This window comes from Butyrivibrio sp. TB, from assembly GCF_900110805.1.
GTDB lineage: Bacteria > Bacillota > Clostridia > Lachnospirales > Lachnospiraceae > Butyrivibrio > Butyrivibrio fibrisolvens_C.
The window spans coordinates 139,431-165,122 of sequence record NZ_FOER01000002.1 but is presented as its reverse complement, the minus strand read 5'-3'; the positions used below and the strand labels follow the sequence as shown (position 1 = coordinate 165,122).

At 40.0% G+C, this 25,692-nt stretch carries 18 protein-coding genes; 8 read left to right on the top strand and 10 right to left on the bottom strand.

The annotated features are described in order from the left end of the window. Positions 1-348 precede the first annotated feature (348 nt). Complete coding sequence (locus BMX21_RS02050) at positions 349-1,101, top strand: alpha/beta hydrolase (protein ID WP_092040729.1); 753 nt, start codon at positions 349-351, stop codon at positions 1,099-1,101. 203 nt (positions 1,102-1,304) lie between these two features. Here BMX21_RS02050 and BMX21_RS02045 read toward each other — a convergent pair whose 3' ends face one another. Next, positions 1,305-2,195, bottom strand: a complete 891-nt coding sequence (locus tag BMX21_RS02045; RefSeq protein ID WP_092040726.1) for a DegV family protein — start codon at positions 2,193-2,195, stop codon at positions 1,305-1,307. A 392-nt stretch (positions 2,196-2,587) separates the two neighbouring features. Here BMX21_RS02045 and BMX21_RS02040 point away from each other — a divergent pair, with 392 nt between their 5' ends. Genes BMX21_RS02040 through BMX21_RS02030 form a run of 3 tightly spaced genes read left to right on the top strand, consistent with a single transcriptional unit; the run spans position 2,588 to position 7,258 of the window. Next, entirely contained in the window at positions 2,588-3,571 is a 984-nt protein-coding gene (locus BMX21_RS02040) for an ABC transporter ATP-binding protein (RefSeq protein ID WP_092040723.1), read from the top strand. Continuing rightward, a complete protein-coding gene (locus tag BMX21_RS02035) occupies positions 3,564-4,934 on the top strand; it encodes an ABC transporter permease (protein WP_092040720.1) in 1,371 nt (456 codons plus the stop codon). Before BMX21_RS02040 ends, BMX21_RS02035 begins: the two co-directional genes overlap by 8 nt. Then, positions 4,931-7,258, top strand: coding sequence for a CPBP family glutamic-type intramembrane protease (locus tag BMX21_RS02030; RefSeq protein WP_092040717.1), 2,328 nt, complete (start codon positions 4,931-4,933; stop codon positions 7,256-7,258). The genes BMX21_RS02035 and BMX21_RS02030 overlap by 4 nt, the downstream gene beginning before the upstream one ends. Before the next feature lie 84 nt (positions 7,259-7,342). On the opposite strand, the gene BMX21_RS19615 is transcribed toward BMX21_RS02030, so the two are convergent. Beyond that, the gene (locus BMX21_RS19615; protein WP_242952848.1) at positions 7,343-8,359 is read right to left on the bottom strand and encodes a M15 family metallopeptidase; all 1,017 of its coding nucleotides are present in this window, start codon (positions 8,357-8,359) and stop codon (positions 7,343-7,345) included. 295 nt (positions 8,360-8,654) lie between these two features. Here BMX21_RS19615 and BMX21_RS02020 point away from each other — a divergent pair, with 295 nt between their 5' ends. Next, complete coding sequence (locus BMX21_RS02020) at positions 8,655-9,107, top strand: hypothetical protein (RefSeq protein ID WP_092040714.1); 453 nt, start codon at positions 8,655-8,657, stop codon at positions 9,105-9,107. A gap of 474 nt (positions 9,108-9,581) precedes the next feature. Here BMX21_RS02020 and BMX21_RS02015 read toward each other — a convergent pair whose 3' ends face one another. From BMX21_RS02015 to BMX21_RS01990, 6 genes are all read right to left on the bottom strand, one after another. Beyond that, positions 9,582-12,275: a bifunctional diguanylate cyclase/phosphodiesterase gene (locus BMX21_RS02015; RefSeq protein ID WP_092040710.1), complete on the bottom strand. Its 2,694-nt coding sequence runs from the start codon at positions 12,273-12,275 to the stop codon at positions 9,582-9,584. A 100-nt stretch (positions 12,276-12,375) separates the two neighbouring features. Further along, positions 12,376-13,077 carry a hypothetical protein gene (locus BMX21_RS02010; RefSeq protein WP_022754943.1) on the bottom strand — a complete coding sequence of 234 codons (702 nt, stop codon included), beginning with the start codon at positions 13,075-13,077 and terminating at the stop codon, positions 12,376-12,378. A gap of 26 nt (positions 13,078-13,103) precedes the next feature. Next, positions 13,104-14,306 carry an ABC transporter permease gene (locus BMX21_RS02005; protein ID WP_092040708.1) on the bottom strand — a complete coding sequence of 401 codons (1,203 nt, stop codon included), beginning with the start codon at positions 14,304-14,306 and terminating at the stop codon, positions 13,104-13,106. Beyond that, entirely contained in the window at positions 14,299-14,970 is a 672-nt protein-coding gene (locus BMX21_RS02000; RefSeq protein ID WP_034453690.1) for an ABC transporter ATP-binding protein, read from the bottom strand. The genes BMX21_RS02005 and BMX21_RS02000 overlap by 8 nt, the downstream gene beginning before the upstream one ends. Positions 14,971-15,157: 187 nt before the next feature. Beyond that, a complete protein-coding gene (locus BMX21_RS01995) occupies positions 15,158-16,765 on the bottom strand; it encodes an efflux RND transporter periplasmic adaptor subunit (protein WP_092040705.1) in 1,608 nt (535 codons plus the stop codon). 34 nt (positions 16,766-16,799) lie between these two features. Next, a complete protein-coding gene (locus tag BMX21_RS01990; RefSeq protein ID WP_092040702.1) occupies positions 16,800-18,740 on the bottom strand; it encodes an EAL domain-containing protein in 1,941 nt (646 codons plus the stop codon). Positions 18,741-18,876: 136 nt separating this feature from the next. Between BMX21_RS01990 and thrH the strand changes: the two genes are divergently transcribed. The 3 genes from thrH (at position 18,877) to BMX21_RS01975 (ending at position 22,924) form a co-directional block, all read left to right on the top strand. Beyond that, entirely contained in the window at positions 18,877-19,482 is a 606-nt protein-coding gene (gene thrH / locus BMX21_RS01985; RefSeq protein WP_022756775.1) for a bifunctional phosphoserine phosphatase/homoserine phosphotransferase ThrH, read from the top strand. 380 nt (positions 19,483-19,862) lie between these two features. After that, positions 19,863-21,704: a methyl-accepting chemotaxis protein gene (locus BMX21_RS01980; RefSeq protein WP_092040699.1), complete on the top strand. Its 1,842-nt coding sequence runs from the start codon at positions 19,863-19,865 to the stop codon at positions 21,702-21,704. Between the two features lie 200 nt (positions 21,705-21,904). Next, positions 21,905-22,924: a glycosyltransferase family 2 protein gene (locus BMX21_RS01975; protein ID WP_092040695.1), complete on the top strand. Its 1,020-nt coding sequence runs from the start codon at positions 21,905-21,907 to the stop codon at positions 22,922-22,924. A 367-nt stretch (positions 22,925-23,291) separates the two neighbouring features. Here the strand turns inward: BMX21_RS01975 and BMX21_RS01970 are convergent, their stop codons facing one another. Then, positions 23,292-24,527, bottom strand: coding sequence for a hypothetical protein (locus BMX21_RS01970; RefSeq protein ID WP_143057192.1), 1,236 nt, complete (start codon positions 24,525-24,527; stop codon positions 23,292-23,294). Between the two features lie 20 nt (positions 24,528-24,547). Beyond that, a complete protein-coding gene (locus BMX21_RS01965) occupies positions 24,548-25,678 on the bottom strand; it encodes a DUF58 domain-containing protein (protein WP_177173889.1) in 1,131 nt (376 codons plus the stop codon). Positions 25,679-25,692 lie beyond the last annotated feature (14 nt).

Below are 25,692 nucleotides of genomic sequence, written 5' to 3'. Positions count from 1 at the left end.
CAATATCCAAATTGAATTTTGACAGTTTTTTAATCAGTTTATGTCCGCCAGAATGGTAAGTATGCAAAACAACGAAAGCCAGATATCAGACCCGCTTCAAAACATTTGAGGCTCTTATTCATCTGCTTAATAAGACTTTACAGGAGAACAGTTCTGGAAAACATACTGAATTTCTATACCAAGTCCATCGTGCTAATAATCGATGATATAGGCCATATACCGCTCGATAAGGATGCTGCAAATTTGTACACAATAATACTCATATAGATTATAATAGTCCTTAACACGCCGTTTATAGCATCTCAGCTTAGAATTAATGTATTTTTAAATAATATTGGGAGGGACAAAATGTACATTGATTGTGACGGTATAAAATTAAATGCTTATCTTGATATGCCAAAGAATAATCCAGAGAAATGCCCATTGTGCATCATCATTCATGGCTTTACAGGACATAGTGAAGAAAGACATATTGTTGCGGTTCAGGAAACACTTAATGAAATCGGGGTAGCAACACTTCGCGCAGACATGTACGGACACGGAAAGAGCGACGGAAAGTTTGAGGATCACACGCTTTTCAAGTGGCTTACAAATATTCTTGCAGTAGTTGACTATGCCAAAGAGCTTAGCTTTGTTACAGACATCTACATGGCAGGACATTCTCAGGGCGGACTCTCTGTAATGCTTGCTGCAGCAATGGAAAGAGATATTATCAAGGCGCTTATTCCATTATCACCTGCTGCAATGATCCCTGAAATTGCCAGAACCGGAGAACTCCTCGGACTTAAATTTGATCCTGAGAATATTCCTGACGAATTGGAAGCCTGGGATGGCAGAAAGCTTAAGGGTAACTATGTCAGAGTTGCTCAGACCATAAAAGTTGAAGACTATATAGACAAATATCAAAAGCCTGTACTTATAGTACACGGAGATCAGGACGAAGCTGTACCTTATGACTCTTCAGTTAAGTTCTCCAAGCTGTACAAGAACTGTAAATTGGTAACTATCCCCGGGGATACTCACTGCTATGACCACCATCTTGAGCTTGTCACTAAGGCAGTAAAAGAATTTATGCTAGAACAGATGGGCAAAACAAACTAAGGTCAAAGTAAAATTCTCGGATAGACTTTCTCAGAAGATGCAGAAGGGGCTGTTGCGCAAACAGCCCCAAAATCAATTCACCTTGATCTATTGTTCTTAATTTCATCAATTGACAGTCCTTTTGGTATATACGAATTAGCTACTACTAAAATAATCCCTTGATTCTGATGCATATCATTCGTACCAAGAATCAAGGGACTTTTTTAATCATCTTTTTGATCGCCTATGTAGAATACCGCGACAGTTCCCGGGCCTGTATGGCTTCCGATGGTGGTACCTATATCGTTGATCATCACTTTGCCTTTAAGCTTAGGGAATCTCTCTTCTATAAGGCTTGCAACATACTCTGCATCTTCTCTGCATGCAGACTGGGATATGAAGCACTTGCCACTATAGTCTTTGCCGCCAAGTGCCCTTTCTTCCATGATATCGACAACTCTTTGTGATACTTTCTTCTTGGTTCTTATCTTCTCTCTGGGGATAAGCTTACCTTCTATATTAACGTTAAGAAGAGGACAGATATTGAGCATAGATCCTACAAATCCTGCTGTTTTGGATACTCTGCCTCCTTTTATATAGAATGTAAGATCAGTTGAGAAGAACCAGTGCTGCACTTTGTTTCTTATATCAAGAGCAAATGCGCAAAGATCTTCAAAGCTAAGTCCCTGATCTCTTTTATCTGCAAGTATATCCATAAGAAGTCCATATCCAGATGAAGCTGCAAGTGAATCAATTATCTCTATCTTTCTGTCAGGATATTTGTCCAGCACCATATCCTTGGCAATATTGGCAGAATTGATAGTACCTGATATTCCTGAAGAAAGAGTCAGGTGGATGATATCCTTACCTTCCTTTACTATACTTTCAAAATACTCTTCGTACTCTTCTACATTGATCTGTGAAGTCTTGGTATCAGCCCCTTCCTCCATCTTCTTATAAAACTCGTCAAAAGGTATCGTCTGACCAAGATCATCCAGATAGTCTACTCCATCCAGCTGATAATGAAAACAAATATATCTGATATTCTTTTTTTCAAAAAAATCCTTTGGAAGATCTACTGTCGAACAACAACTGATAACATATCCTGATTCCATAAAAACTCCTTCGATGATAAGGCTATGACCACCAGCCAAGGTACAATGCCAAGCCCCTTACACCGTTTATCTTATTACAAAACTTATAGTTAAGTTTATAGTATGGTTTTACCGATTACAATAGTTTAATATTTTTAAGTGTGATTATTGTACCATATTTCATCTACTTTTAAACGCCCAAAATTACAATCAAACGATACCGTAACCAATATTTACTTTTTAAATTATTTTTATAAAAAAACTCTAATACTGTTTTTTCACTGAATTAGTTTCTCCTAATTTTGACTTATTTTAAGCTTGAATTAAGCTTCGGATATTGGAGTTTCTTATCTTTTTTGTTACAATTTTTAGGATGTTAAAATTATTGAATTGATATATTGAGGAGATATCACATGGCATTTGAAGTTAAACATTTGCAGAAAAAATTTGGAGATAAACAGGCAGTCGAAGATCTTTCATTTGAACTTAAAGAACCCGGAGTATATGCGCTTCTTGGAACCAATGGCGCAGGCAAGTCAACTTCCATTCGTATGATGCTTGGAATACTCGAAAGAGATAACGGCGAAGTTCTCTTTGGCGGAGAGAACTTTGATACACGTAAAGTCAACGTCGGATACCTTGCAGAAGAAAGAGGTCTGTATCCCAAATATCCTATCATGGATCAGCTCTTATACTTCGCATCTTTAAAGGGCTTATCCGCAGATACCGCAATGGACAGGATCAAGTATTGGGGAGACAGGCTCAAGGTCACAGAGTATCTTTTTCCTGAGAGAAAAAAGGGTAAGAAGTTCAAACCAACTCTCGCAGATCAGATGTCCAAAGGTAACCAGCAGAAGATCCAGCTTATGGCTGCTCTTATATCAGACCCTCAGTTTCTGATTCTTGACGAGCCGCTTTCAGGCCTTGACCCGGTTAATACAGACCTTTTCAAAAGCGTTATCCGTGAAGAGATCGCCAGGAACAAATATATCATCATGTCATCCCACCAGATGCCTGTCATAGAAGAGTTCTGCGAAGACATCACTATCCTTAACAGGGGCAAAGCTGTAGTATCCGGCAATCTCAACCAGATCAAAAAATCCTACGGTCGTGTCAACCTCTTTGTTAAGTGTGATGAGGATATCTCAGATACTATCAGCACACTCGGCATCAAGGTCGTTAATAACACACCTGCCGGCATACAACTCAAGGTCAAGGATGAATCTGAAGCCAAATCCCTTCTAAAGCGCCTTAGCGATGAATCAAGGACCATCGTAAGATTCGAACTCAGAGAGCCTTCACTTCACGAGATCTTCATTGAAAGCGTCGGAGAAAGTGCTTTAGATAACGATCAGAATAACGCAGATAACAAAGCGGAGGAAACCATAAGTGAATAAAAATGATCTAAGAGGATTCAAGCAAGTCTTTATGTTTGAATTCATGACAGGCATCAAGAAAACAGGTTTCAAGGTATTCCTGGCTATAATATGCACTCTTTCCTTCTGTTATATGCCCTTAATGCTTATCATAAGTAATATCAAAAATAGTGACGATTCAGGCAAGAATACTCAGGCAATATCTTCTATTGAATCAGTATATATTTATGATAATTCAGGTCTTGAGATAGACTTTGATTCTTTTATAGATAACGAAGTCTACAAGAATGTTTCATTCATAACAGACTCCGAAAAGTCATACGATGAAGCTATAGACAGTTTTGATAAGGACACAGACATTTATAGTCTTATCATTAAAACAGAGTATGATAAGCAAAAAGGATTTGATGTTTATATTACACGTTCTCCAGGGTCTAAGATAAAAGATTCTGAGCTTTCTGATTTTGAAGATGCCTATGTATCTTTTTACAGAGAAGGAGTTCTTAAAAACCTTGGCGTAAGCGAAGAAGATTATGAATATCTGTCCAAAGAATTCGACGTGACAGTCATGAAAACTGATAAAGAGGGTAACTTCTTCGAAGATACAGGAAGTATCTCATCCGGCGATTACTTCGTAATGCTGGCAGGTCTTATGATAGTATTCATGTTCATAAATATGTCTGTTGGAAATGTAGCAACTTCTATAGCAACAGAGAAGTCTTCAAGGGTTATCGAATATCTCCTTACAGGAACAAGGCCCCTTGCACTACTGTCCGGCAAGATCTGTGCAAGGCTTTTAGAGACTTTGATCACAACTTTTGCTGCTTACGGGTGCTTCTTCCTGTCACAGCTTCTGTGCATAATCATAAATGCGCAGAACATAGTTTCAAGCGCATCTTCAGGAAGTGTAGTTGTAGTCTCTTCAATATGGGAGAATATCACGCTTTCAAAGCTTGTAATAACTGTTTTATACTTCCTTGCAGGACTTTGCCTGTATTCAATAATAGGAGCTTTGACAGGTGCAAGTGTATCCAAGCTTGATGAGCTCCAGGATGCGTATAAGACATTCAGCTTCCTTCTTATTATCTGCACTTATGCAGACATGGCTCTTATTATCATGATGCTTAACATGAGCGGAACTGAAGCTTTTAAGAATTTTATAGCAATATGTCCTTTTACCGGTGCATTCATCACACCTGCCCTTATACTTACAGGCAAGATCAGCATCCTGACAGGACTTATAGCTCTTATAGTAATAGTCATAGCCGCAGTTATCATCTTCATTCTATCTTCAGCAGTTTATGAATCCATGCTCCTGTTCCAGGGCAAGAGACTCAAAGCTAAAGACGTTATCAAACTCATGAAAAAACAGGTGGTTGTATGAAAAACTGGCTTAAAATATGTAAATTCACACTAAAACAAGCCATTAAAGGCAAAAAATTTATTGGCTCTACAGTCTTTGTAGGTATAGCTTTTTTGATAATAGCTGCTGTTTCCAACATCCTTATATCAGGAGCTCTTGATGACAAGGATAAGGCAAGCGACCTAAAAGCTGTATATATAGTTAACGAGACAGATCTTTCTTTGGATATAGATAGTTTTGAACAGAAACATCAAAAAGACTATCCATATCTTACGATCAGTGAAGTATCCGGATTAAGCGCCGAAGAAGCTGCCAAGGATGTCACAGCACTCGGAGACAACGAAGATACTTCTATAGTACTTAACATAAAAGAAAGTGAAGAAAGCTGCGATCTAACCATTTATATCCCAAAAGAAAGCACGGTAGGAAGCGGCGATGCCAAGGACTTTGCTAGAGACTTTTCTGAAACAGTCAAGAATGCTAAGATAAGCAGCACAGGAGTATCTGCAGATAAGATCAATATGGCAGTCAGTGATCTTAATATAAGTGAGATCACCATCAATGAACCTTCGGAAGAAGAAGATTATTCTTTTATTTCTTATTTGGCTCCCATGCTCGTTATGATGGTCTTATATTTCCTTGTGATATTCTATGGTCAGAGCATCGGTCAGATAGTAAGTATGGAGAAGACTTCCAAACTCATGGAATATATCCTGACACTTTCAGGTCCTTCTGCCATTATATTTGGTAAAGTTACTGCTATCTTCTGTGAAGCAGTGATCCAGACTGCAGTATGGATCGTATGTGCTGTCACAGGTCTTGTAATAAGTAACGTAGTTATAACTGACGTGATCGGGCTTAGCCGTGTTGACATCATCTCTGTATTTATGGATATGTTACCTGAAAACGGTGTATCTGCAAACTTCTATGTCCTTTTGGTACTTGCTGTTATAGCTCTGTTATGTGCGTTTTTATTCTACTGCTTTGTATCAGCCCTTTTTGCATCATTTGCTGCAACTGCAGAAGAGTTATCGCAGACAACATCCATGTCATTTATGACTATGCTGGTAGGCTTCCTTACTTCCTTCTATGTACCTCTTTTTACAGAGAATGACCCTATCGGAATGACTATCATCAGGATCATTCCTTTCACATCAGCTTTTGTCCTGCCTGGAGATATCGTATCTGCAAAGATAGGATTTATACCATTTGTATTGTATCTGGCTCTCCTTCTTCTTTTTACAGTACTACTTGCAATCCTCACAGGAAGAGTTTATAAGAACAGGCTGTTCAAAAAAGGTACAAAGGGAATCTTCGCAGAAATCGCTGGTGCAATAACAGGCAAAGTCAAAACCAAAGAAGATGATCTTAATGAAGTCTTGGAATCTCAGGATAGCAGATCTTCTAAAGCCTTACTGTATGGAAACCTTGATAATGCCAAAAAAGCCTATACAATCATAGGCTTTGCTATCCTTACATTCATGCTCGCAGCTAATGCAATCGGAGGTATAATAGGAGATGTCCTTGCCAAGATAATCTCTGCAAAAAGCCACTTGGAACTCACAGATATATATACTGATACAACATTTTTAGCACTAACTAATATCGTCAGCATATATGGTATAGCCTGCCCTTTATGCGCGCTTGTTGCAAAACTCTCCAATGGTTCTAAATATGTTGTAAAAGGCACTATCTCCAAGAATCAGTACATAAGAGCAATATGCATCATGTTCCCTGTGACAGTATTACTCGCCAACTTTAGTAATTATCTTGCTGCGCTTCTGTCAGGTGGTGAAGCTGAGAATTCCATGATCAATACACTTATATCAGGCGATAACATCCTGTCTATAATAATGGTATCCGTGCTCGCACCTATATTTGAAGAGCTGATCTATAGAAAGCTGATAATAGACAGGACAAGGCGTTACGGCGAGCTTACGGCTATTATCTACTCCGCACTTGCATTTGGACTGTTCCACTGCAATATATACCAGTTCTTCTATGCATTTGCACTTGGCCTGATATTTGGATATGTATATGTCAGAACAGGCAATATCCTAATGACAATTGTGATGCATATGATAGTAAACTCATCATCAGCGATAATGGCACCTTATATGCCGGTAGTATATACCTATTTCATATATGTGATGATAGGACTTGGAATCGTATCCATAATATATACTATCATCAAAAAAGATGTACATCTTGAAAAAGCGCCAAATGAAGTACCTCACAAAATGCTCTCCGGCGCAGCCTTCAAGAACTCCGGTTCCATCCTGTTTGCAATCGTCTGCATATACATCATGGCCTATTCACTGATAGCATCAACTCTATTAGGCTAACATATAAATTCATGCTGCCCTCGTGGGAAGTGCGTCTATGTCAGCACATCTATGAGGGCAGTGTCTGTTCAATAATCAATCTCTTTAGTTGTAAGTAGCGCGAAGCTCATCTGCAACAAAGTCCGGCATTTCGAAGTGCTGGTAGTCTTTGGCACTGGTCCAACTGCCTCCCCATTCAAATCCATGTTCTATAAAGAGTTTATAGCACAGGTCATCTTCATCTATCTTGTAGGGAAAGTCTGCTTCTCTGTCAAGATAAGGCTCACCTGCTGCCGGCTCGACTATTCTCGTTCCATCTACTATCTTGGTATACGGATTGTATAAAGGGTTAATATCAACAGCTATTCCAAGGCCGTGCTTAGATATCTTGGTAGTATGAGATATAACTCTATAGTTAAAGCAGGATGAATTGTTGGCTGTCATAGAAGTCTCGTCATCAGCACCGTATTCATCTATAAGTACCATGCGTTCTATAGGATAGTCGTTAAGATATAGCTCTTCAAATATCTCCAAAAGATCCTGAGCTATGATCTTATGACATACCATCTCGCCTTCGCAGGTATCTCCTTCAAGATTCTTATGAAGTATATGGATGTACCTAAGATCCTCTCTTGGAACATTACAGTCATCCTTATAAGACTTACCCTTCATCCTGTCAAAAAGTTCATCAGTGATTTCTGATATATAGAAATCTTCACTGCTTATAGTACTATCCATATCTGTCTTGTCCCCTTTATTCTGGTTAGTATCTTCTATCTTATCATTATCAGAAACGACCTTAGTATCGTCATTATCTTTAGACACACCTGCAGAACTTGAATCATATGCAGTATCTACGCTATTATCTTCAGAGCTATTAGTCCGTGCCTCTGAGGAAGCCTTATTACCAGCTTCTTCATTAGACTCTTTATTCGAATATTCGCTCTTTCCCGGCGTAGTATCTTCTATTTCAGCCTCTTTATAAGTCTTAGTGTCAACGCTTTCTGAAGTATTTCCATCATCTGTTAAAACGCTTTCACCACCTTTGCCACATCCGGTCGCAAGAACTGATATTACTATTATCATACTTATAATACTTTTAATACTTGTATTATTCTTCATAGTTTTAATTCTCCTCCCGCAGCCTCTTAGATAATAACTCTATCTTTAGTATACACCTCTATATTACGTATATATTATGTATATCTAATGTACATCTATTTATGTATATCTACTCAACCTTTAATATGTTCACACTATCTTAGACATATCCACTCCCCATTCACTCCCCCTTCTCTATCTTGTACATGCCCCATCATCTGTTCTATAATTAACTAAAACTTCTCGCCCTGCATGGATACTGCCATGCAATGGCGCCCCCAAAACAACCACCTATATAACCGAAGGAGACCCAAACATGTCTAATCGAAGAAGAAAGAAGAATACAGGAGCAAAACTTATTCAGTTCCTGCTTATACTGATAATACTCGGCCTTGTCATATTCATATTCAAAATCGCAGTATGGGATTCCATGCTCAAGAAGAAAGCCGTCAACTACGCCGTATCCAACGTAATAGAACAGGTAGCCGCATCATCCGGCGTATCTGTAACATCCAAGGAAGTTGAAGAAGTCCTTAATTCAATGGACCCGGAAGATCAGGAAACTCTCAACACCATAATAGAAGAAAATGTCGACCAGGAAGCCGTATCAACCATAACCTCCTATGTATCAAATGGAGACATAGAAAGCGCTGCCGAGTATGTTCAGGAGAACCTCTCTGAAGAGAATGTCGAAGACCTCCAACAACTTTATGACAAATATCTTGCAGACGAATACGGCGATATCGACATCCAACAGTACGCCAAGTAATATCGCTGTCTTCATAATATGACGATTTTCAAAAGTTCATATAGACGCCAATATAATGAGGTAGGTGTCAAAAGTTCCTTTTGACACCATATGACTACCGGATTGTTCCGTTTCTTCGAAACTCTCACATCTACGTTCCACTCCTGTCGGCGCAAAGCAAACATCCCACTTGGATGGACCGACATCCCCAAAGCCTTTTACAGTGGCAGGCAGTATATAAATCATTGCCACACTTTTTAATCGTTTTATCAAATTCATGAGCGTGATAGATGGAGATTTTTATTCTGCAAGGGGTCTGCATGTCTGAGCGTAGCGAGTTTCAGACCCCAGAATAAAAAACTCCAGATATCATGCCATGAATTTTAAAACGATTAACAGTGTGGCAATGATTTATATACTGCCTGCCACTGTAAAAGGCTTTGGGGATGTCGGTCCATCCAAGTGGGATGTTTTAATATATCTGTCAAACTATTTTCACACGGTCAGCGGCAAACTGCCATAACCTTTCTTGATAAGGAGCTTTTCATAATCCGCAAGCGTCATAGGGCGATAGTAGCAATTGCCCTGGATGAATCTGCAACCTATCTGTTTAAGGTTCTCTACCTGCTCACGTGTCTCTGCTCCTTCTGAGATGACCGGGATATCACTTTCTCTACCCACATCCAGCATCATCTTAACAGGATTAAAAGCCTTGCTTGCCATAGGCAGCATACTCAGATAGCTCTGGTTCATCTTGATACCATCAAGAGTAGTTCCATACAGCATTCTGAAGCTATCGAACCCGCATCCGCTATCATCCATAAATACCCTTATACCAGCATTACGCATGACATCGACCTGTCTACTGATATTCTCAGGATCATCTGCATATGTCTGTTCTGAAAGTTCTATTATGAGGTACTTGGATTCGATAGAATATTCATTAAGGAGCTTTATTAAAGTCTCAGCCACTTTTATATAATGGAAATCCACATGGGATATATTAATAGAGCATGGCAGAGGAATTATACCCCTTTTTTTAGAATCTCTCATCCATTCAAACAGTCGTCTCCACATCTTGATATCAAGAGACAGGATATATCCGCTTTCTTCTAATATATCGATAAAGCTCTCTGCGCGCAGCAGATTGATCCCTCTCTGCCACCTGATAAGAGCCTCGGCACCGACTATCTTACCTGTATCAACTTCTACTGCAGGCTGCATATAGCATCTGAATTCATTCTGTATAAGGGCAAGCTGTATCTCCTGAACATGGAGCCTTTTACTCTCGGTCTCAGTCCTGAAGTCTTCTGTACTATACACATGTACATGCTCATTATAATTGTCTTTGACACTGGACAGAGCTATCAGAGCTCTATCATGCATAGTCGCAAAGGTCTCTTTTCTGTCAATAGTAGTATAGATTCCTACAGCCGGAGCAAAGCCGCCGTCCATATGATAATCTCTTAGATTCTTCCTGATATAATCTGCCAGATTCTCTGCATCTCCAAAATCAACCGCAAGACCTATAACACAGAAATTGTCTCCGCCAAGATACGCAGATAGTCCGTGCAGCATATATGCAGCCTGAGATACAACATCTGTAGCCAGTGTTATAAGCTGATCTCCGGCATTCCTTCCAAAAGTATCATTATAAAGTCTTAGGTGACCCAGATTAATAGCTATAGTGCAGACATTCTCGCCTTCTTTGCGTCCCGCAAGCCACTCTTCTGCCTGAGCAGTGAATTTCTTGTTAAGATAGAGCTGCTTTTGAGCCACAAAATCTTCAGAACTACTTGTAAGATTCTCTGATACCGGCTCTCTTTCACGCTGATCACTTATATCTCTAAGCGAGCTAATAAGGACTATCTTATTGTTATCTCGCCTTAGCATTGTGATCTGCTCTTCTACCCAGCACCAGAAACCGTCCACAGTACGTGCACGATACTTGATGATAGCCGCATCTTCTCTGTGCCTTTTTTCAAGATTAGTAATAAGAGATGACACATTCCAAAAGTCCAGATACTTGAGCTTATCGCTAGGATGGATCTGATTATCCGCTATTGAATTAAGCTTAACTGAAAAAATACCTGTCTTCTCACGTCCGCCTCTGTCCTCATATTTATGTGGAACACAGTATATGACTCTGTAGCCATTTTCCTGAGGATAGACTTCCATAACTTCATCAGGCCTGCTGCTTGTCTCTTCGCCTTCTTCAAAAGTCTTATAAGACGACTTTTTGTCCTTGTACATAAGGTCATCAGCCTGAGATTTGAGCTCGTCAAAATTCCTCTGGTAGCTTTCTGCGTATACAGCGCCTATGGCAACCTGAACTTCTCTATTCTTGAAGCTTTCTCTAACTTGCAGCGTCTTTTCATCGAATTCTCTTTTATCAATGTCAGAGAGAATAACAAGGAACTCGTCACCACCTATTCTATACAGGCTATCAGGTGGGAACACCTCCCTTATAGCATCGCAGGCATTAATAAGGAGTCTGTCACCTGCTTCGTGACCTTCTGTATCATTGATCTCCTTCATGCCATTAAGATCTGCAAACAGGATAGCAAGAGGCACACCCACTCTGAACTGCTCTATATCTCTTGTAAGAGCATTACGGTTAGCAGCACCTGTCAGCTTGTCCATAAAGCCTATATCCTTGAGCTGCTCGATTGTACCCTGACTGTGATACAGATTCCCTACCAGATAAAAAATGCCCTGGAAAATCGCAGAAATATTCTGTATATTTTCCAAGGTCGGATTTACAACAAGCCAAAAGCCCAGATCCTCGCCCATATGCGAGAGCTGACCCATAATAACAGCTTTGGATCCGTACTTCTCAAGCTTTAGATATAATTCATTATTAGTATCTTTGATACTGCTGACATCTTCTATTATGGTGACTCTGCCGTCTTCAACGACGTCAAGCCACGGCATCATATCCAGCCAGGTCAGTTCTTGAAGCTGATCTCGTACAGAGCTTATTCCTTCTCCGCACCACTCATCAGTGCATCTATATGTATCTTCAGGCGTTCTTAGAAGTACTATCACACGGTCGCACTTAAACATATCTCCGACGTATGACAGAAGCGCCGCAGATGAACCATCCTCAAAATCTTTCCAGACAGATCTGTATTGAATTCCCTTTTTTAAGGCTTTGCCGGGCTTAAACTTAAAGTCAAAAAGCGCCATATACAGAAGATCCTCCAAAACACAAACAAAACAGGCTCTAGAATATTATCGGAAAAAAAAGAGGATTTCTTCACCCAAAAACTTATAAGCAAAAACATCGTTAGTACCTTGGATCATTCTCGTTGGCATAATCGTTAAGATGGTCTATCTTCTCGGCCTGATCCTCAGGGCTTCCCACTCTTCCCTGCTCTACTGCATGAATTATGTAATGGATATAATACTCGGCCATGTCATCACCAAGTTCAGCCGCTATATCAGGATATCTGTTCTTAAAATATACAGGGTCAAAGTTAACGCTTGCTCGTCTCCCCTCAGCCATTCCACACAGAAGGAAGTGCTGGAAAAGGGCCTCTTCGTTAAGTCCAAATACTGCCTGAAGATCAGGATTAGCATTGTAATAATATACATAATCAAATACATCGCTCATATCTTCAGGTGTAGGAACAAGTCCTGCTGCCCTGTGATATACGTAGCTGTTGATCCATCCAGCCTTATAGAGCCTTTCAAGGACTGTAACAGGCACCGTATATCCATGATCATACATATCCAGAACTTCGCCCATAGTCATAACACGATAACGGAAACACAGTTCCAGCTGTTCATATATCCCGTTATCATCTGTATAAGGATTGGTAAGTGCAGGTTTTATAAGTGTTTCAAATACATATGTCTTGGTAAAATCACTATCATACGCAGGTCCTGCGCTTGCAGTGATAGGACTAAATAGAACTGATGCAGCGATAAAACCTGTAAGTACAAATGCACAAGTCTTTGACACCATCTTTACAGACAATCTTTTCATGATTTTCACCCTCTTTTCCTAATCTATTATTCCGATCTAAGTGCATCGATAGGATTGAGCTCGCTGGCACGTCTTGCAGGCATCCATCCAAAGATGATGCCAACAGCTGCAGAGAATCCTACGCCAAGAGCCACAGCTCCCCAGGATATCTTGAAAGCAACATCCATAAGATTCGATCCTACATATGCTATGATAAGTCCCAGGATTATTCCTATAAATCCGCCCATAAGTGAAAGTATTATAGACTCCATCAAAAACTGAACCTGTATCCTTGACGGCTGGGCGCCAAGAGCTTTACGAAGGCCTATCTCTCTGGTTCTTTCTGATACTGAAGTCAGCATCATGTTCATAATACCTATTCCGCCTACAAGAAGCGCTATAGATGCTATGCCTCCAAGCATAGATGTCAGCATGGACTGAACAGATCCCATAACATTAACAAGGGCTTCCAGATTGATCACAGAAAAGGCATTGTCAGCTTCATTATAGATACGATCAAGTTCCTGTCTGAGCGATGTCTCAACATCACTTGTCGAAGTTCCGTCTTTTACATATACATTAAAGTTTGTGATATTACTTGCAAATGTCATCCTCATGACATTCCTGTAAGGAACTATGACATTGCCATCCGAGTTACTGGTATCTGAATATGCAGCAGATAGATTAGTACTTTCTCCTTGTATACCGATAATAAGATAATCGTATCCGCCGATATGTACAGTCTGCCCTATAACATCACCGCTTTTTAGGACTTTACTTATAAAAGTCCTGTCAACAATGCATACCTGCGTATAGCCATCTGCTTCAAATTCTCTGAAGGATCTCCCTTCTTCTATGATATCATTATGGGCAAAAAAGCTCACGTCCACCCCATCCATGGTTACATTATCATATATCTCGCCCTCGCTTACAGCGCTTACTGTAGCTGATACAGAAGGTGCTATACCGTCTACACCCTCGATATTTCTAAGGTTCTCTACATCTTTTTCTGTAAGTCCGTTCTTTAGGGCTGTTCCTGGAGTCATAACCGTTATCGTGCCTGCACCAAGTTCTGAGAACTGTCCCATAACATAATCAGACGCAGTCTGTACTATCGTGATAAGTCCTATTACAGATGCTACACCTATCATGATTCCAAGCATTGTAAGAAAAGAACGCATCTTATTGCTCTTGATATTCTGAGCAGACATCTTGATGCTTTCTTTGATCATTCCTATAAACTTACGCATCTTCGACATCTCCTTCACTTATAACTCCGTCAAGGATCTTGACAATACGTCTAGCATGTCCTGCTATCTTCCTGTCATGAGTGATCATGATGATGGTCCTTCCCTCTTCGTTAAGGGAATGGAACAGGTCCATAACAGCAGCTCCTGTCTTTTGGTCAAGAGCACCTGTTGGCTCATCTGCAAGTAGGATAGTCGGATTAGTAGATACAGCTCTTGCTATAGCTACTCTTTGCTGCTGACCACCGGATAGCTGATTGGGAAGATTGTACATCTTGTCGGCAAGACCTACTTTCTCAAGGACTTCTTCGACTCTTTCTCTGCGCCTTTTCTCCGGCATGCCTGCATATATAAGAGGAAGTTCCACATTCTCAAATGCTGTCTGTCTCTGCAATAGATAAAATGACTGGAAGATAAAACCAATCTCTTTGTTCCTGATATTGGCAAGAGACGCTTCATCTTCATCTGCTATAACACGTCCTGAAAGCTCATATTCACCGCTTGTAGGTACATCAAGACAACCTATGATATTCATAAGAGTAGACTTACCCGATCCTGATGGCCCCAGTATTGCAAGGAACTGTCCTCTCTTAACTGACAGATCTATATTCTTAAGTACATGAAGAGTCTCTCCTGCCATCTTATAATCTTTGCAGATACCGCGCATGATAAGGATCTTATCAGCGTTATCATTGGCTATATCATTAGTCTGTTTTTCTATAGTATTAGGAACAATAATATTATTAGTATCAACTGTATTATCAATATCAACTTTTTTATCAAAACTATCAGTTTCAACTGTATTATCAGTATCAACTATATCATTAGTATTAACTATATTATCTGTAATCTTATCACTCATTGGCGCCTCCATCACTAGATGATGCGCCATCCCTCCTGTCTGACATCTCCTGCATCAAAAGTGCCATAGAGTCAGTTTTTGGAACCAGTATATCATCACCTTCGCTAAGTCCCTGTGTTATCTGTGTATATGATCCATCTGTGACGCCTATAGTTACAGGGATCTGGACAGGAGTAGTATTCTTAGGGTCAGCCGGGTCTTTGACATATACAAAGTATTCACCATTTGAATCAGCTACTACAGCAGCGCTAGGCACAGATACAACCTGCTTCACATCTTCTATTATGAGCTTAACTTCAGCGCTCATACCGCTTCTTACAACTTCATCAGCCTCTATCTCAACTTCAGCTTCAAAATATGATACGCCGCCCTGAACTGTAGCATCTCTGGCGATCTTTTTGATAGTGCCGTCATAAGTAGCATCAAGTGCATCTATTGATACTATGACACTGTCACCTTCATCAACGCCAAGGATATCGTACTCTCCTATCTTAACTGCTATCTTCATCTGACTATAATCAGTTACTGTTGCAACGCTTCCTGCTGCCTGAACATATGAGCCTTCTTCTGCCGGAAGTTTAGAAACTATACCATCCATAGGCGCAGTTATAGTACAATCAGACAGCTGCTTCTGAAGATCAGCAAGCTTAAGCTGATTGACAGAATCATTGCTACCTGCTACTGCTGACTGAATCGTAAGCTGATATCCTTCAAGCTCCTGATTGACAGACAGAACTGCTGCATTATATGAATCTATTGCATTTAAGTAATTTATCTGAGCTGTGATGAGATTATCATACAGAGAAGTAAGTGAATCCTCTTCCTTCATCTTGGCAGCTTCGTACATAGAAACTGCATAATTATAACTATCCCAGGCACTGTCTACAGAAGTCTGTGCATCTTCTACGGCTCTTTTGTACTGAGTAAGAGAATCTCCGCTAAGGCCATTATCCTCAGCCTTGGACAGATCTTCCTGCGCTCTTGAAAGAGACGTCTGAGCATTTGATACAGTGCTGTATGCGGTATCAACATTGTGGATAGCAGTGCTTATCTTATCGGACAGCTGCCTGTTATTGAGCTCAACTTCGTTATTATAATTCTCCTGCGCTGTCACAAGACTGGCAAAGGCAGAATCTATACCATTTAATGTGTTTTGAAGCTGAGTATTAAGTCCGTTATCTATTTCATATTTAAGATCATCATAGGATTTTTGTGCCTGAGCTATACTTATGGCACTCTGAGTATCAGATACGTCCATACTGGCCGATAACTGATCTATCTGATTCTGGATATTGTAGGTATCAAGGGTCATCAGTACATCGCCGGACTTGACTTCATCGCCAACTTCCACCATAACCTCTGTAACCTTAACACCTGTCACAGAAGGGATCACATCCAGAGAATCTACAGGTTCTGTAGTACCTGTGAATGTGTGATATGTCTGTATGTCACGAAGGCTGGCCTTATCTTCGTTGTACAAAGACTGCGCTACATTGCCTGCAGCATTTCTAAAATAAAGTACAACTGCCACTATTACAACAGCAATAACTCCCCACTTGATAAACCTCTTCCAAGTCTTCTTTTTGATCTTAGCACCCATTAGTCACTTATCCTTTCATCGAGCAAATAATTAATCAAAGCCTCATCTCCTCCATGATGCGAAGACGACGGTTGTTGTATACATATGATACAAGCTGATCTGCAGGAAGAGCCTTGGAGAAATAGAATCCCTGAAGATAGTCGCATCCCATGTCACGGAGCTTTTCTGCCATATTATGAGTCTCAACTCCCTCTGCTACAATCTCATAACCTCTTTTACTAAAGGTCTTGATAATATCAGGAAGTACATCTGAAGTCCCGTTAAAATAAGACCATACAAGAGACCTATCTATCTTGACTATCTTAAAAGGAAGATCCAGAAGCTCAACAAGATTGGAATAACCAGTTCCATAATCGTCCAAAGAAAAAGTACTGCCCCTCTGAATGATCTTATTCATCATCTCGTTGAGAATCTTGCTATCTGTCATAGCTGATTCTGTTATCTCGAAATTGATCTGTCTGGGGTCGATCTCGTATCTGTCCATAAGATTGAAAAGGTCTGATACAAGTTCACCCGACTTACACTGTATAGGTGATAAGTTGACCTCTATGAATCTGACACCAAGGTCCTCCATATCCCTTTCTCTGATAAAAGAGCATACCTGCTCAAATACCTGAGATCCTATAAATCCTATAGTTCCGTTCTTTTCTGCAATAGGAATAAATACGTCAGGTTCTATTATCCCAAGCTCGTCATCCACAATTCTTGCCAGCGCTTCTACTGATATGATCCTTTCTTTTTTGGTAGAATAAATAGGCTGGAAGGCAACTCGTATCCTTCGCTCCCTGATAGCTTTGCTGACAGCGTGCTCTACTTTGATACCGTCTCTTATCTCCTCTACCCTCTGCGCACTGATGATCTCGGTCACTTCGTTATCCTTCATCTCAGCATTACGAAGTCCCTCTTCAAGTGAATCGAATATCTCGCGGATACTCATCTTGGGCACATCTTCATCGAGGTGGGTTATATGTATTTTGAAAGTAACCTTGCCATCCTCTTCGCCCCAAGGCATCTCAAATCGTCTTCTTATAGCATGCTCTATCTGCTTATGATTGGTATTTTTATTAAAAAGAAGTGCAAACCTCCCCCTGTGCATATAGAAAAGGTTGACTCCCTTGACCTGTTCTGTGATCTCGTCTGCTATACTATGAAGAACTCTCATGAGTTTCCTTCGACCATATATACTCTCTAGTACAGGAAAGTTCTCAATGCCGATGACGCTTATATCGATAGGATCACCATACTCAAGCTTTTCATCAATAACTTCTCCAAGTGCCCACTGGTTATACAGACCTGTATCCGCATCAGTAAACTGGGATGGATTCTGGATATTTAGGTATATTATAAGTATAGCTGCCGTATTGAATATTCCTTCCAGAAGTACGTCTGTAAAAATAGATCCCTGCAACAGCATACCAGTAAGTGACAATGCCCAAAAACCTATAGTATACATCATCCTGTAAGGCGCCATTTGAACCTTGTAGAACCAGGCATATGCCACTGGAAGCAGGATATAAAAGGCAAGGAATGTAAGCCAGGTATAGTAATATGCCCAGCCCCTGTGATATACGCCTTCACTGTCTATATAGAAGAACATATGGGTAAAAGGCGTGATCAGAACAGATATAAAAGATACAAGATAAGGAAGCGCAATTACAAACCAGGTTGTCCTTCTTATGCTCTTACTCTTACCTGTCATAGCTATAGTGAATATAGCAAACGACCATATCTCCATGATATAAGAAATATAATATATGATGTTGATAAGATAATGTATTCGTATTGAATACCTATACGGTCTTATAGCCATACCACATGAAATAATATCAAATATACAGCATATGATCTGCAAGCTCAAAATCCATGCAAAATAGTTCCAGGATCTGAAAGGAAGATGCTTCTTCCAAAGATCCGAAAGCATGAGTACCACCGATATCATAAGAGCTGCTATTTCAAAATAAACATTCCAAACCATTAGATAATCTCCGTTTCATTTCCCTATCTTAGGTATTTTATAAATTATCGCGTTAATATTTTAGTGTATAAAAATACAAAAGCTGTTATACTGTTTACAGCAATCTATAGTAAAAGTTTTTCAGGAGGAATTTTAAATGTTCGTTACATGTTTAGATCTTGAAGGTGTTCTTGTTCCCGAAATCTGGATCGCATTCTCTAAAGCAAGCGGTATTCCGGAGCTTTCCAAAACAACCAGAGATGAGCCCGATTATGACAAGCTCATGAAGTGGAGACTTGGTATATTAAAAGAACACGGTCTTGGCCTTAAAGAGATCCAGGAAACAATCGCAACTATCGATCCCATGCCCGGTGCCAAAGAGTTCCTTGATGAGCTTCGCTCTTTTACACAGGTTATCATCATATCTGATACTTTCCAGGAATTTGCAAGTCCTCTTATGAAAAAGCTTGGAATGCCTACAATCTTCTGTAACAGCCTTGAAGTTGCAGAAGATGGCGAGATCACAGGCTTCAAGATGAGATGTGATCATAGTAAGCTCTCTACTGTCAAAGCCCTCCAGTCCATCGGTTTTGAGACAATCGCAAGCGGCGACAGCTACAATGACCTTGAGATGATCAAAGCAAGCAAAGCAGGCTTTCTGTTCAAGTCCACAGACAAGATCAAGGCTGACAATCCTGATCTTCCAGCTTTTGAAAACTATGATGATCTTATGAAAGCTATAAAAGGAGCTATTAATTCCTGATAGTGCTATATTGGTACATAAATTAGGAACATAAGTGAAATCAAAACGGACAATCGTATCCGTCCATACTATAATATCATATATCAGACAATTGTTGACTACTGCATAGGTAATCCTATCTGTAAAATCCTCGGCATTACGATTGCCGGGGATTTTCAAGTTTATCCAATGGAAAACTTATGCAGTATTTTTTGCGCTTCAATAAACGTACATGTAATTATTCTATAAACTATTTGATGGTTATATACGATATAAGATACGTAGTAGTTGTTTTGACTTTACATTCATGACGTAAGGGACGTGTGAAAAAGTCAATTCGTCAAATACGTAAATCAAAAATATTTTTATAAGATGACTTAGCATCAGAAAGCGAGGATATCATGGCCAGGAATAAGGACGTTCTAACCAAGGAAAACAGTAGTAATATGACTTCATCATCACATACCAGAAAAGTTCCATTTATAAAAACTGTCTCCGGAATGTCCGGTGTCACATATTTTTTCTTACTTATCGTATATATTATATCAATTGCTATAGTAACTTCTCAGATGATAAATATCGCTAACACATCAATCGGTACTACAGCTATGGCTGAAAATGTCATGGACAGCATGCGTATATTTGAAGTTGATATGCGTATACTTGACAATGATGGATTTGCTCTTGCTACTATGTATGATACCCTCGTTTCTATAGGTCAGGTTGATAGCAAGAACACCGAGATGGAAACTTGCCTAAGCGAGATGGATGAAGCTCTTAAAACGATCGAAAGCACATTTACATCAATGGCATCACATGGTTCTCAGGGTTCTGACGAAGCCAATAATGCAGTCAGTATATTAAAAGAAAACTATTCAGGTTACAAAGAAGGATATACTAATATAATAGCCGCATCAAAGAATGCTGATGTAGATACTATAACCGGAGTAGTATTCGGAGATGCTTCTACTCAGCTTGCTACAATGAAAGAGCAACTCACAATTCTCGATGAACAGATTCTCCATCTAAGAGAGATCCTTACAAACGTAGTTGAGTCTCAGGAAAAAAGTGCTATCACCAAAGTCAATGTAATGTTTGTTATATTCCTTTTTGCAGTAGCTATATCCATTATGTTCAACTATATGTTGGTAGGACGCAAAGTTAAACAGATTGCAGGCGAGATCAATTCCATAATCTCAGATATAAGAGATCGCAAAGGCGACTTGACTGCAAGGATCACAACTCATACATCTTCTGAACTTATATATATAAAAGACGGCTTCAACGAATTCATCGAATCACTTCAGGGAATATTAAGAAATGTCAAAAATAGTACTGATACACTTACAGATTCATCCTCTAACATAACAGGCAAGATCCAGCTTGCAAGCGACAATGTTACCAATACATCTGCTGCCCTTGAAGAACTCTCTGCCAGCATGCAGAACGTATCAGATACTGCCAGCACCATCAATGGCAAACTTGAAGATGTCAAGAGTGCCACAGGCACCATCAATGACGGTATCAAGAATGGAACCACCAAAGCAGGCGAGATCAAGACTGAAGCTATCGATATCAAGAAAGATGCCCAGAACAAAAAAGACAATACAGGCTCCCGTATGGAAGAACTCTCCAGTGTACTAGAGCAGTCCGTCAAGGATAGTGAAAAGGTTGCCCAGATCAATGAGCTTACAAATGTAATCCTTGATATAGCATCTCAGACCAATCTCCTTGCACTTAATGCCTCAATAGAAGCTGCAAGGGCAGGCGAAGCCGGTAAAGGATTTGCAGTCGTTGCTGAAGAGATCAGCTCCCTTGCTGAGAACTCCCGTCAGACAGCAGGCAATATCCAGAATATCAGTAATGAAGTTACAGATGCAGTTAAGTCTCTTGCAGACAATGCTATGCAGGTTCTTGACTTCATCAATACTACAGTTCTAAGCGACTATGATTCCTTCGTAGAAACAGGTGAGAAGTATGAGCAGACCGCAGAATTCTTAACCGACATGCTAAGCTCCATGGAAGGTCAGACTCAGAATCTTAACAGCTACATGAACGAGATGGCTGATTCCATATCATCCATCACAGATTCTGTTCAGGAAGCTTCCGATGCCATCAACCTCTCAGCTGAGAATTCTCAGGATATCGTAGATCAGATATCCGGTATCAGCGAAGCTATGACTACCAATAACGGCGTAACCGAACAGCTTAACGAAGATACACGTCAGTTCATTAAGATGTGATCGCCAGATATGTATATCTTTTACTAATAATATAGCTTTTAGTGCTGTCGCAGACTCATGCGGCAGCTTTTTTTGCAGTTTATCCTTGATAATATACCTTTTATCACTATTTTTAGCAACGTTTGACTTAATGTGATAAAATGTCTTACAGGGTTTGAAATTCCCTATTATTTAAGTAAATCCAAGGACAATAACTAATCATGAAAAAGATATTGAGCGTAGCAATCCCTTGCTACAATTCTCAGGACTATATGCGTCACTGCGTTGAAACTCTTTTGTCTGGAGGGGACAAAGTAGAAATCCTTATAATAGATGATGGTTCCAAAGATGATACTCTCAAGATTGCCAAGGAACTTGAAAAGGCCAATCCGGGGATTGTCCGCGCAATACATCAGGAAAATAAGGGTCATGGCGGAGCTGTCATGACTGGAATAAGAGAAGCTACTGCACCATATTTTAAGGTTGTAGATTCTGACGACTGGGTAGGCGTAGAAGCCTTCCATCACATATTACAACTGCTTGACGGCTTTATAACAACCGGTAAAGAAGTTGACCTCCTTCTTGCCAACTATATCTATGATAAAGTCGGATCACGCAGGAAGAAGGTTATCCGCTATACACACGCTCTTCCCACCGATCAGGTAATAGGCTGGGATCATGCAAGACATTTCAAAAAGGGTCAGTACATACTGATGCATTCTGCAATATACCGTACTCAGGTACTTAGAGACAGTGGTCTTGATCTTCCTGAGCACACATTCTATGTAGACAATCTCTTTGTATATAAGCCTCTTCCTTATGTCAAGAAGCTCTATTATACAGATACAGATCTGTACCACTATTTTATAGGCCGCGAAGATCAGTCTGTTAATGAGAAGGTCATGATATCTAGGATCGATCAGCAGATAAGAGTTAACAAGATGATGCTCGATGGCACTGATCTTAGAAAGGTCGAGGATGCTCATCTTCGCAAGTACATGTACAACTATGCTGAGATCATAACTGTAATATCCTCGATTCTTCTTATAAAGTCAGGTACGCCTGAAAACCTTGCCAAGAAAAAAGAGCTTTTTGCATGGTTAAAAGAAAACCACAACTATTTCTATAAAAAGTTTATGCATGGTATATTCGGACCTGCGCTTTGTCTTCATACACGCTTTGGAAGAAAATGCCAGATTCTGTGCTACAACGCCGCCAACAGATTCTTCGGTTTTTCATAAAATCGCTATATGATAAAAATATGCCGCCCCTTGCGGCTGTACATACATAGACCGCTTATAAAGTATTTTTGCGTCTTGAAGGTGTTATAATTCAGGGCATGATATCTGGAACTTTATATTCTAGGGGCCGAAACTCGCTTCGCTCAAACATGCGGCCCCTATGCAGAATATAAAGTTCCATCTATCACGCTCCTGAATTTTATAACACCTTCAAAAGAACGCTAAAATACTTTATAAGCGGTCTATGTATGTACAGCCGCAAGGGGTGAAAGTTTTATGTTTACAGAAGGTATAAATTTTCGAATCATGGATTCAGAATAAAGCCAAAGTACCAACTACGCTTAACTTTAAGCGAAATCTCTATTACTTAAAAAAACAATCTTTCGAATTCTGCTACGTCTTTTCCACTTACAGGGGTGTTGCCATAACGGGCTTTTTCGTAAAGTTCGTGGATTTTCTGCTTGTTTTCATATGTGTCTTTATATGCGGTATTTTCTAGTTCTTCGGGAGTCATGACATCCTCTATGTCATTAAAGCCGGGAGATTTTTTGATAAACTTTTTGTACTTTCTTCTTATCTTTGCTTTAGGGGAGCGGTCTGCGAAGCTTATATGACTGCTATCTTCTTTATGAATAGAAGATATGTTTTCCTTTGGTTTTAGGTACTCGACTTTGTCTCTTTCTTTGACCGCCGCTGTTTGCTGGAAGCGTTTATAGAAACTTATTATAAGTGACACAATGATATATATGCACAGCAGTATTACAGCAATCGACATTACATATGACAATATCTCCCACAGCTTATCAAGGAATAGGTTTTCTTCTTGCGGGGCAAGTTCTCCAAAATCTATGCCGCTTCCACCTTGACTTCCGGTTACTGCTACCTCTTCCTGTGCTTCATAATCAAGTCCTGCAAACAGATATCTCAAGAATCCAAGTATCGCATTCCATATTGCATTTATTATCTTCTCTCCATGCCCTATCATAAGGAATACTATCCCTATAAAAAATACTATACCGCTTCCAAATGACATAAGTATGAAATTGGCAGATCTGATTCTCTCGGAAGGTACATAGGTTCTGTCACTGGATAGTCTTAATCTTCTATCCTGCCTATGCAGAACCGAGTATATGAATGAGAATACTATGATACATATAGTATATAGTTCTCCAAACTGCAGAGGCATATTACTTTTCATAAATGTAGCAAGAAGCAGATATCCTCCAAGGTACACCAGTATCCAGTAGGTAGGCTGTATCACACAAACTTCGTTAAGATGTGCATATGTTGCCACAAGGAGTGCACCTATAAGTACTACCAAGACCGGTACATAGCTATAATTCCCTGCCTTGAATCCCTGCATCAAGACAAGATAATTAAGTCCTATAAGTCCAAGGCCACCTGCAGCAAATGGCACCAGTCTTCTTAGGTATGCAAGTATAAAGTGAAGTACAACCACATCCGCGCATATTATAAGATCAGCCATTAGCGTCATATATGACATATCTACATAGACCCCCTGAATCAGAAGCACTATGCTAAGTGCCACCATGCAGTTATTGATTATGCGTATAACAGTCATTCCTTCAGTTTCTGCTATCATACTAAGTCTCTTTCTTTTCCTCATTCGTGTTTGACTTTATGGAACTGTATCCTGCCTTCAGGCACTCTTGCTTCCATGGATGGAGTAAGGGGGCTTAGCCATATAAGGCTTCCGTTTATATCTGCAAGCTCACCTGCTGCCCTGATGATATCATCTCTCTGGCAGCTTGATATAAGCATATACGTCACATCACTTTGCGAAGATCCAAGCTTTGCCTTTGGTATCACTCTGTCAATGAGTATCTCTGACATAGGGCGCACATCCCTGGTCAGATCTATCCTTGCAAGATCCATAGCTATGCGGTGCCTGTGATCATCGGAGTTACCGCTGTTTTCTTCTATCTCATCGCCGGATATGATATCTCTTGCATTGGATATGAGTCTTACCGGTATATGTTTGGAGATGAAAAATGTCGTAAGTGACATGACAAGTCTGATACTGTCTTCCAAAAGCTCTGAATCATACAATACAGACGGATCCTCAACATTTAGAAGTAGTACTATCTCCTGTGATGATGTAGGATCATGAAGATTGACCTTTAGACCTGCACTTGCCGCGCTCGCCTTCCAGTTGATCGAAGATACAGTATCCTGCGTTGTATAATCTCTTATCCCCCTGAATGTGAAGACATCCTCCTGAAGGAACCTTCTGGTAACTACATCTCCCAGCATCTTGGAAAAAGAAACATCGAATCTGTCATTTGGAAGTACCATAGGATATACATACAAAGAGGTATTCTGATCTCTAAGAGCATAATGTTCTACCGCTCCTATCATGTCATAGCCTACAAGGCTTGTTGACAAGACTTCATAATATCCTCTCCTTGCTCCATGGACAGGAAGTGTCCTTGTTATCTTCTCATAGCGTCTTAAGCTGAATATATCCGTGATATTGGTCCTGTCAGATACAGTTACGTTCTGACCGTTTTCTACTTCAAGTCCCTTACCGACCTGAAAACGTACTTCAAGAAAAGGGATACCAAGTCTCTTGCGATTAGATATAACTTCCTTAAGTACTGTATCTGCGCCCTCTACTATGTCACTCCCAAATGTCAGTGTAGCGCTTAGATTCTCAGACCACTTCCTCTTAAAATAGGATCTATATAAATAGAATATAAAAAATGCTATAGGTATTATCAGTATTATCTGCACTTCATCCCTCCGAA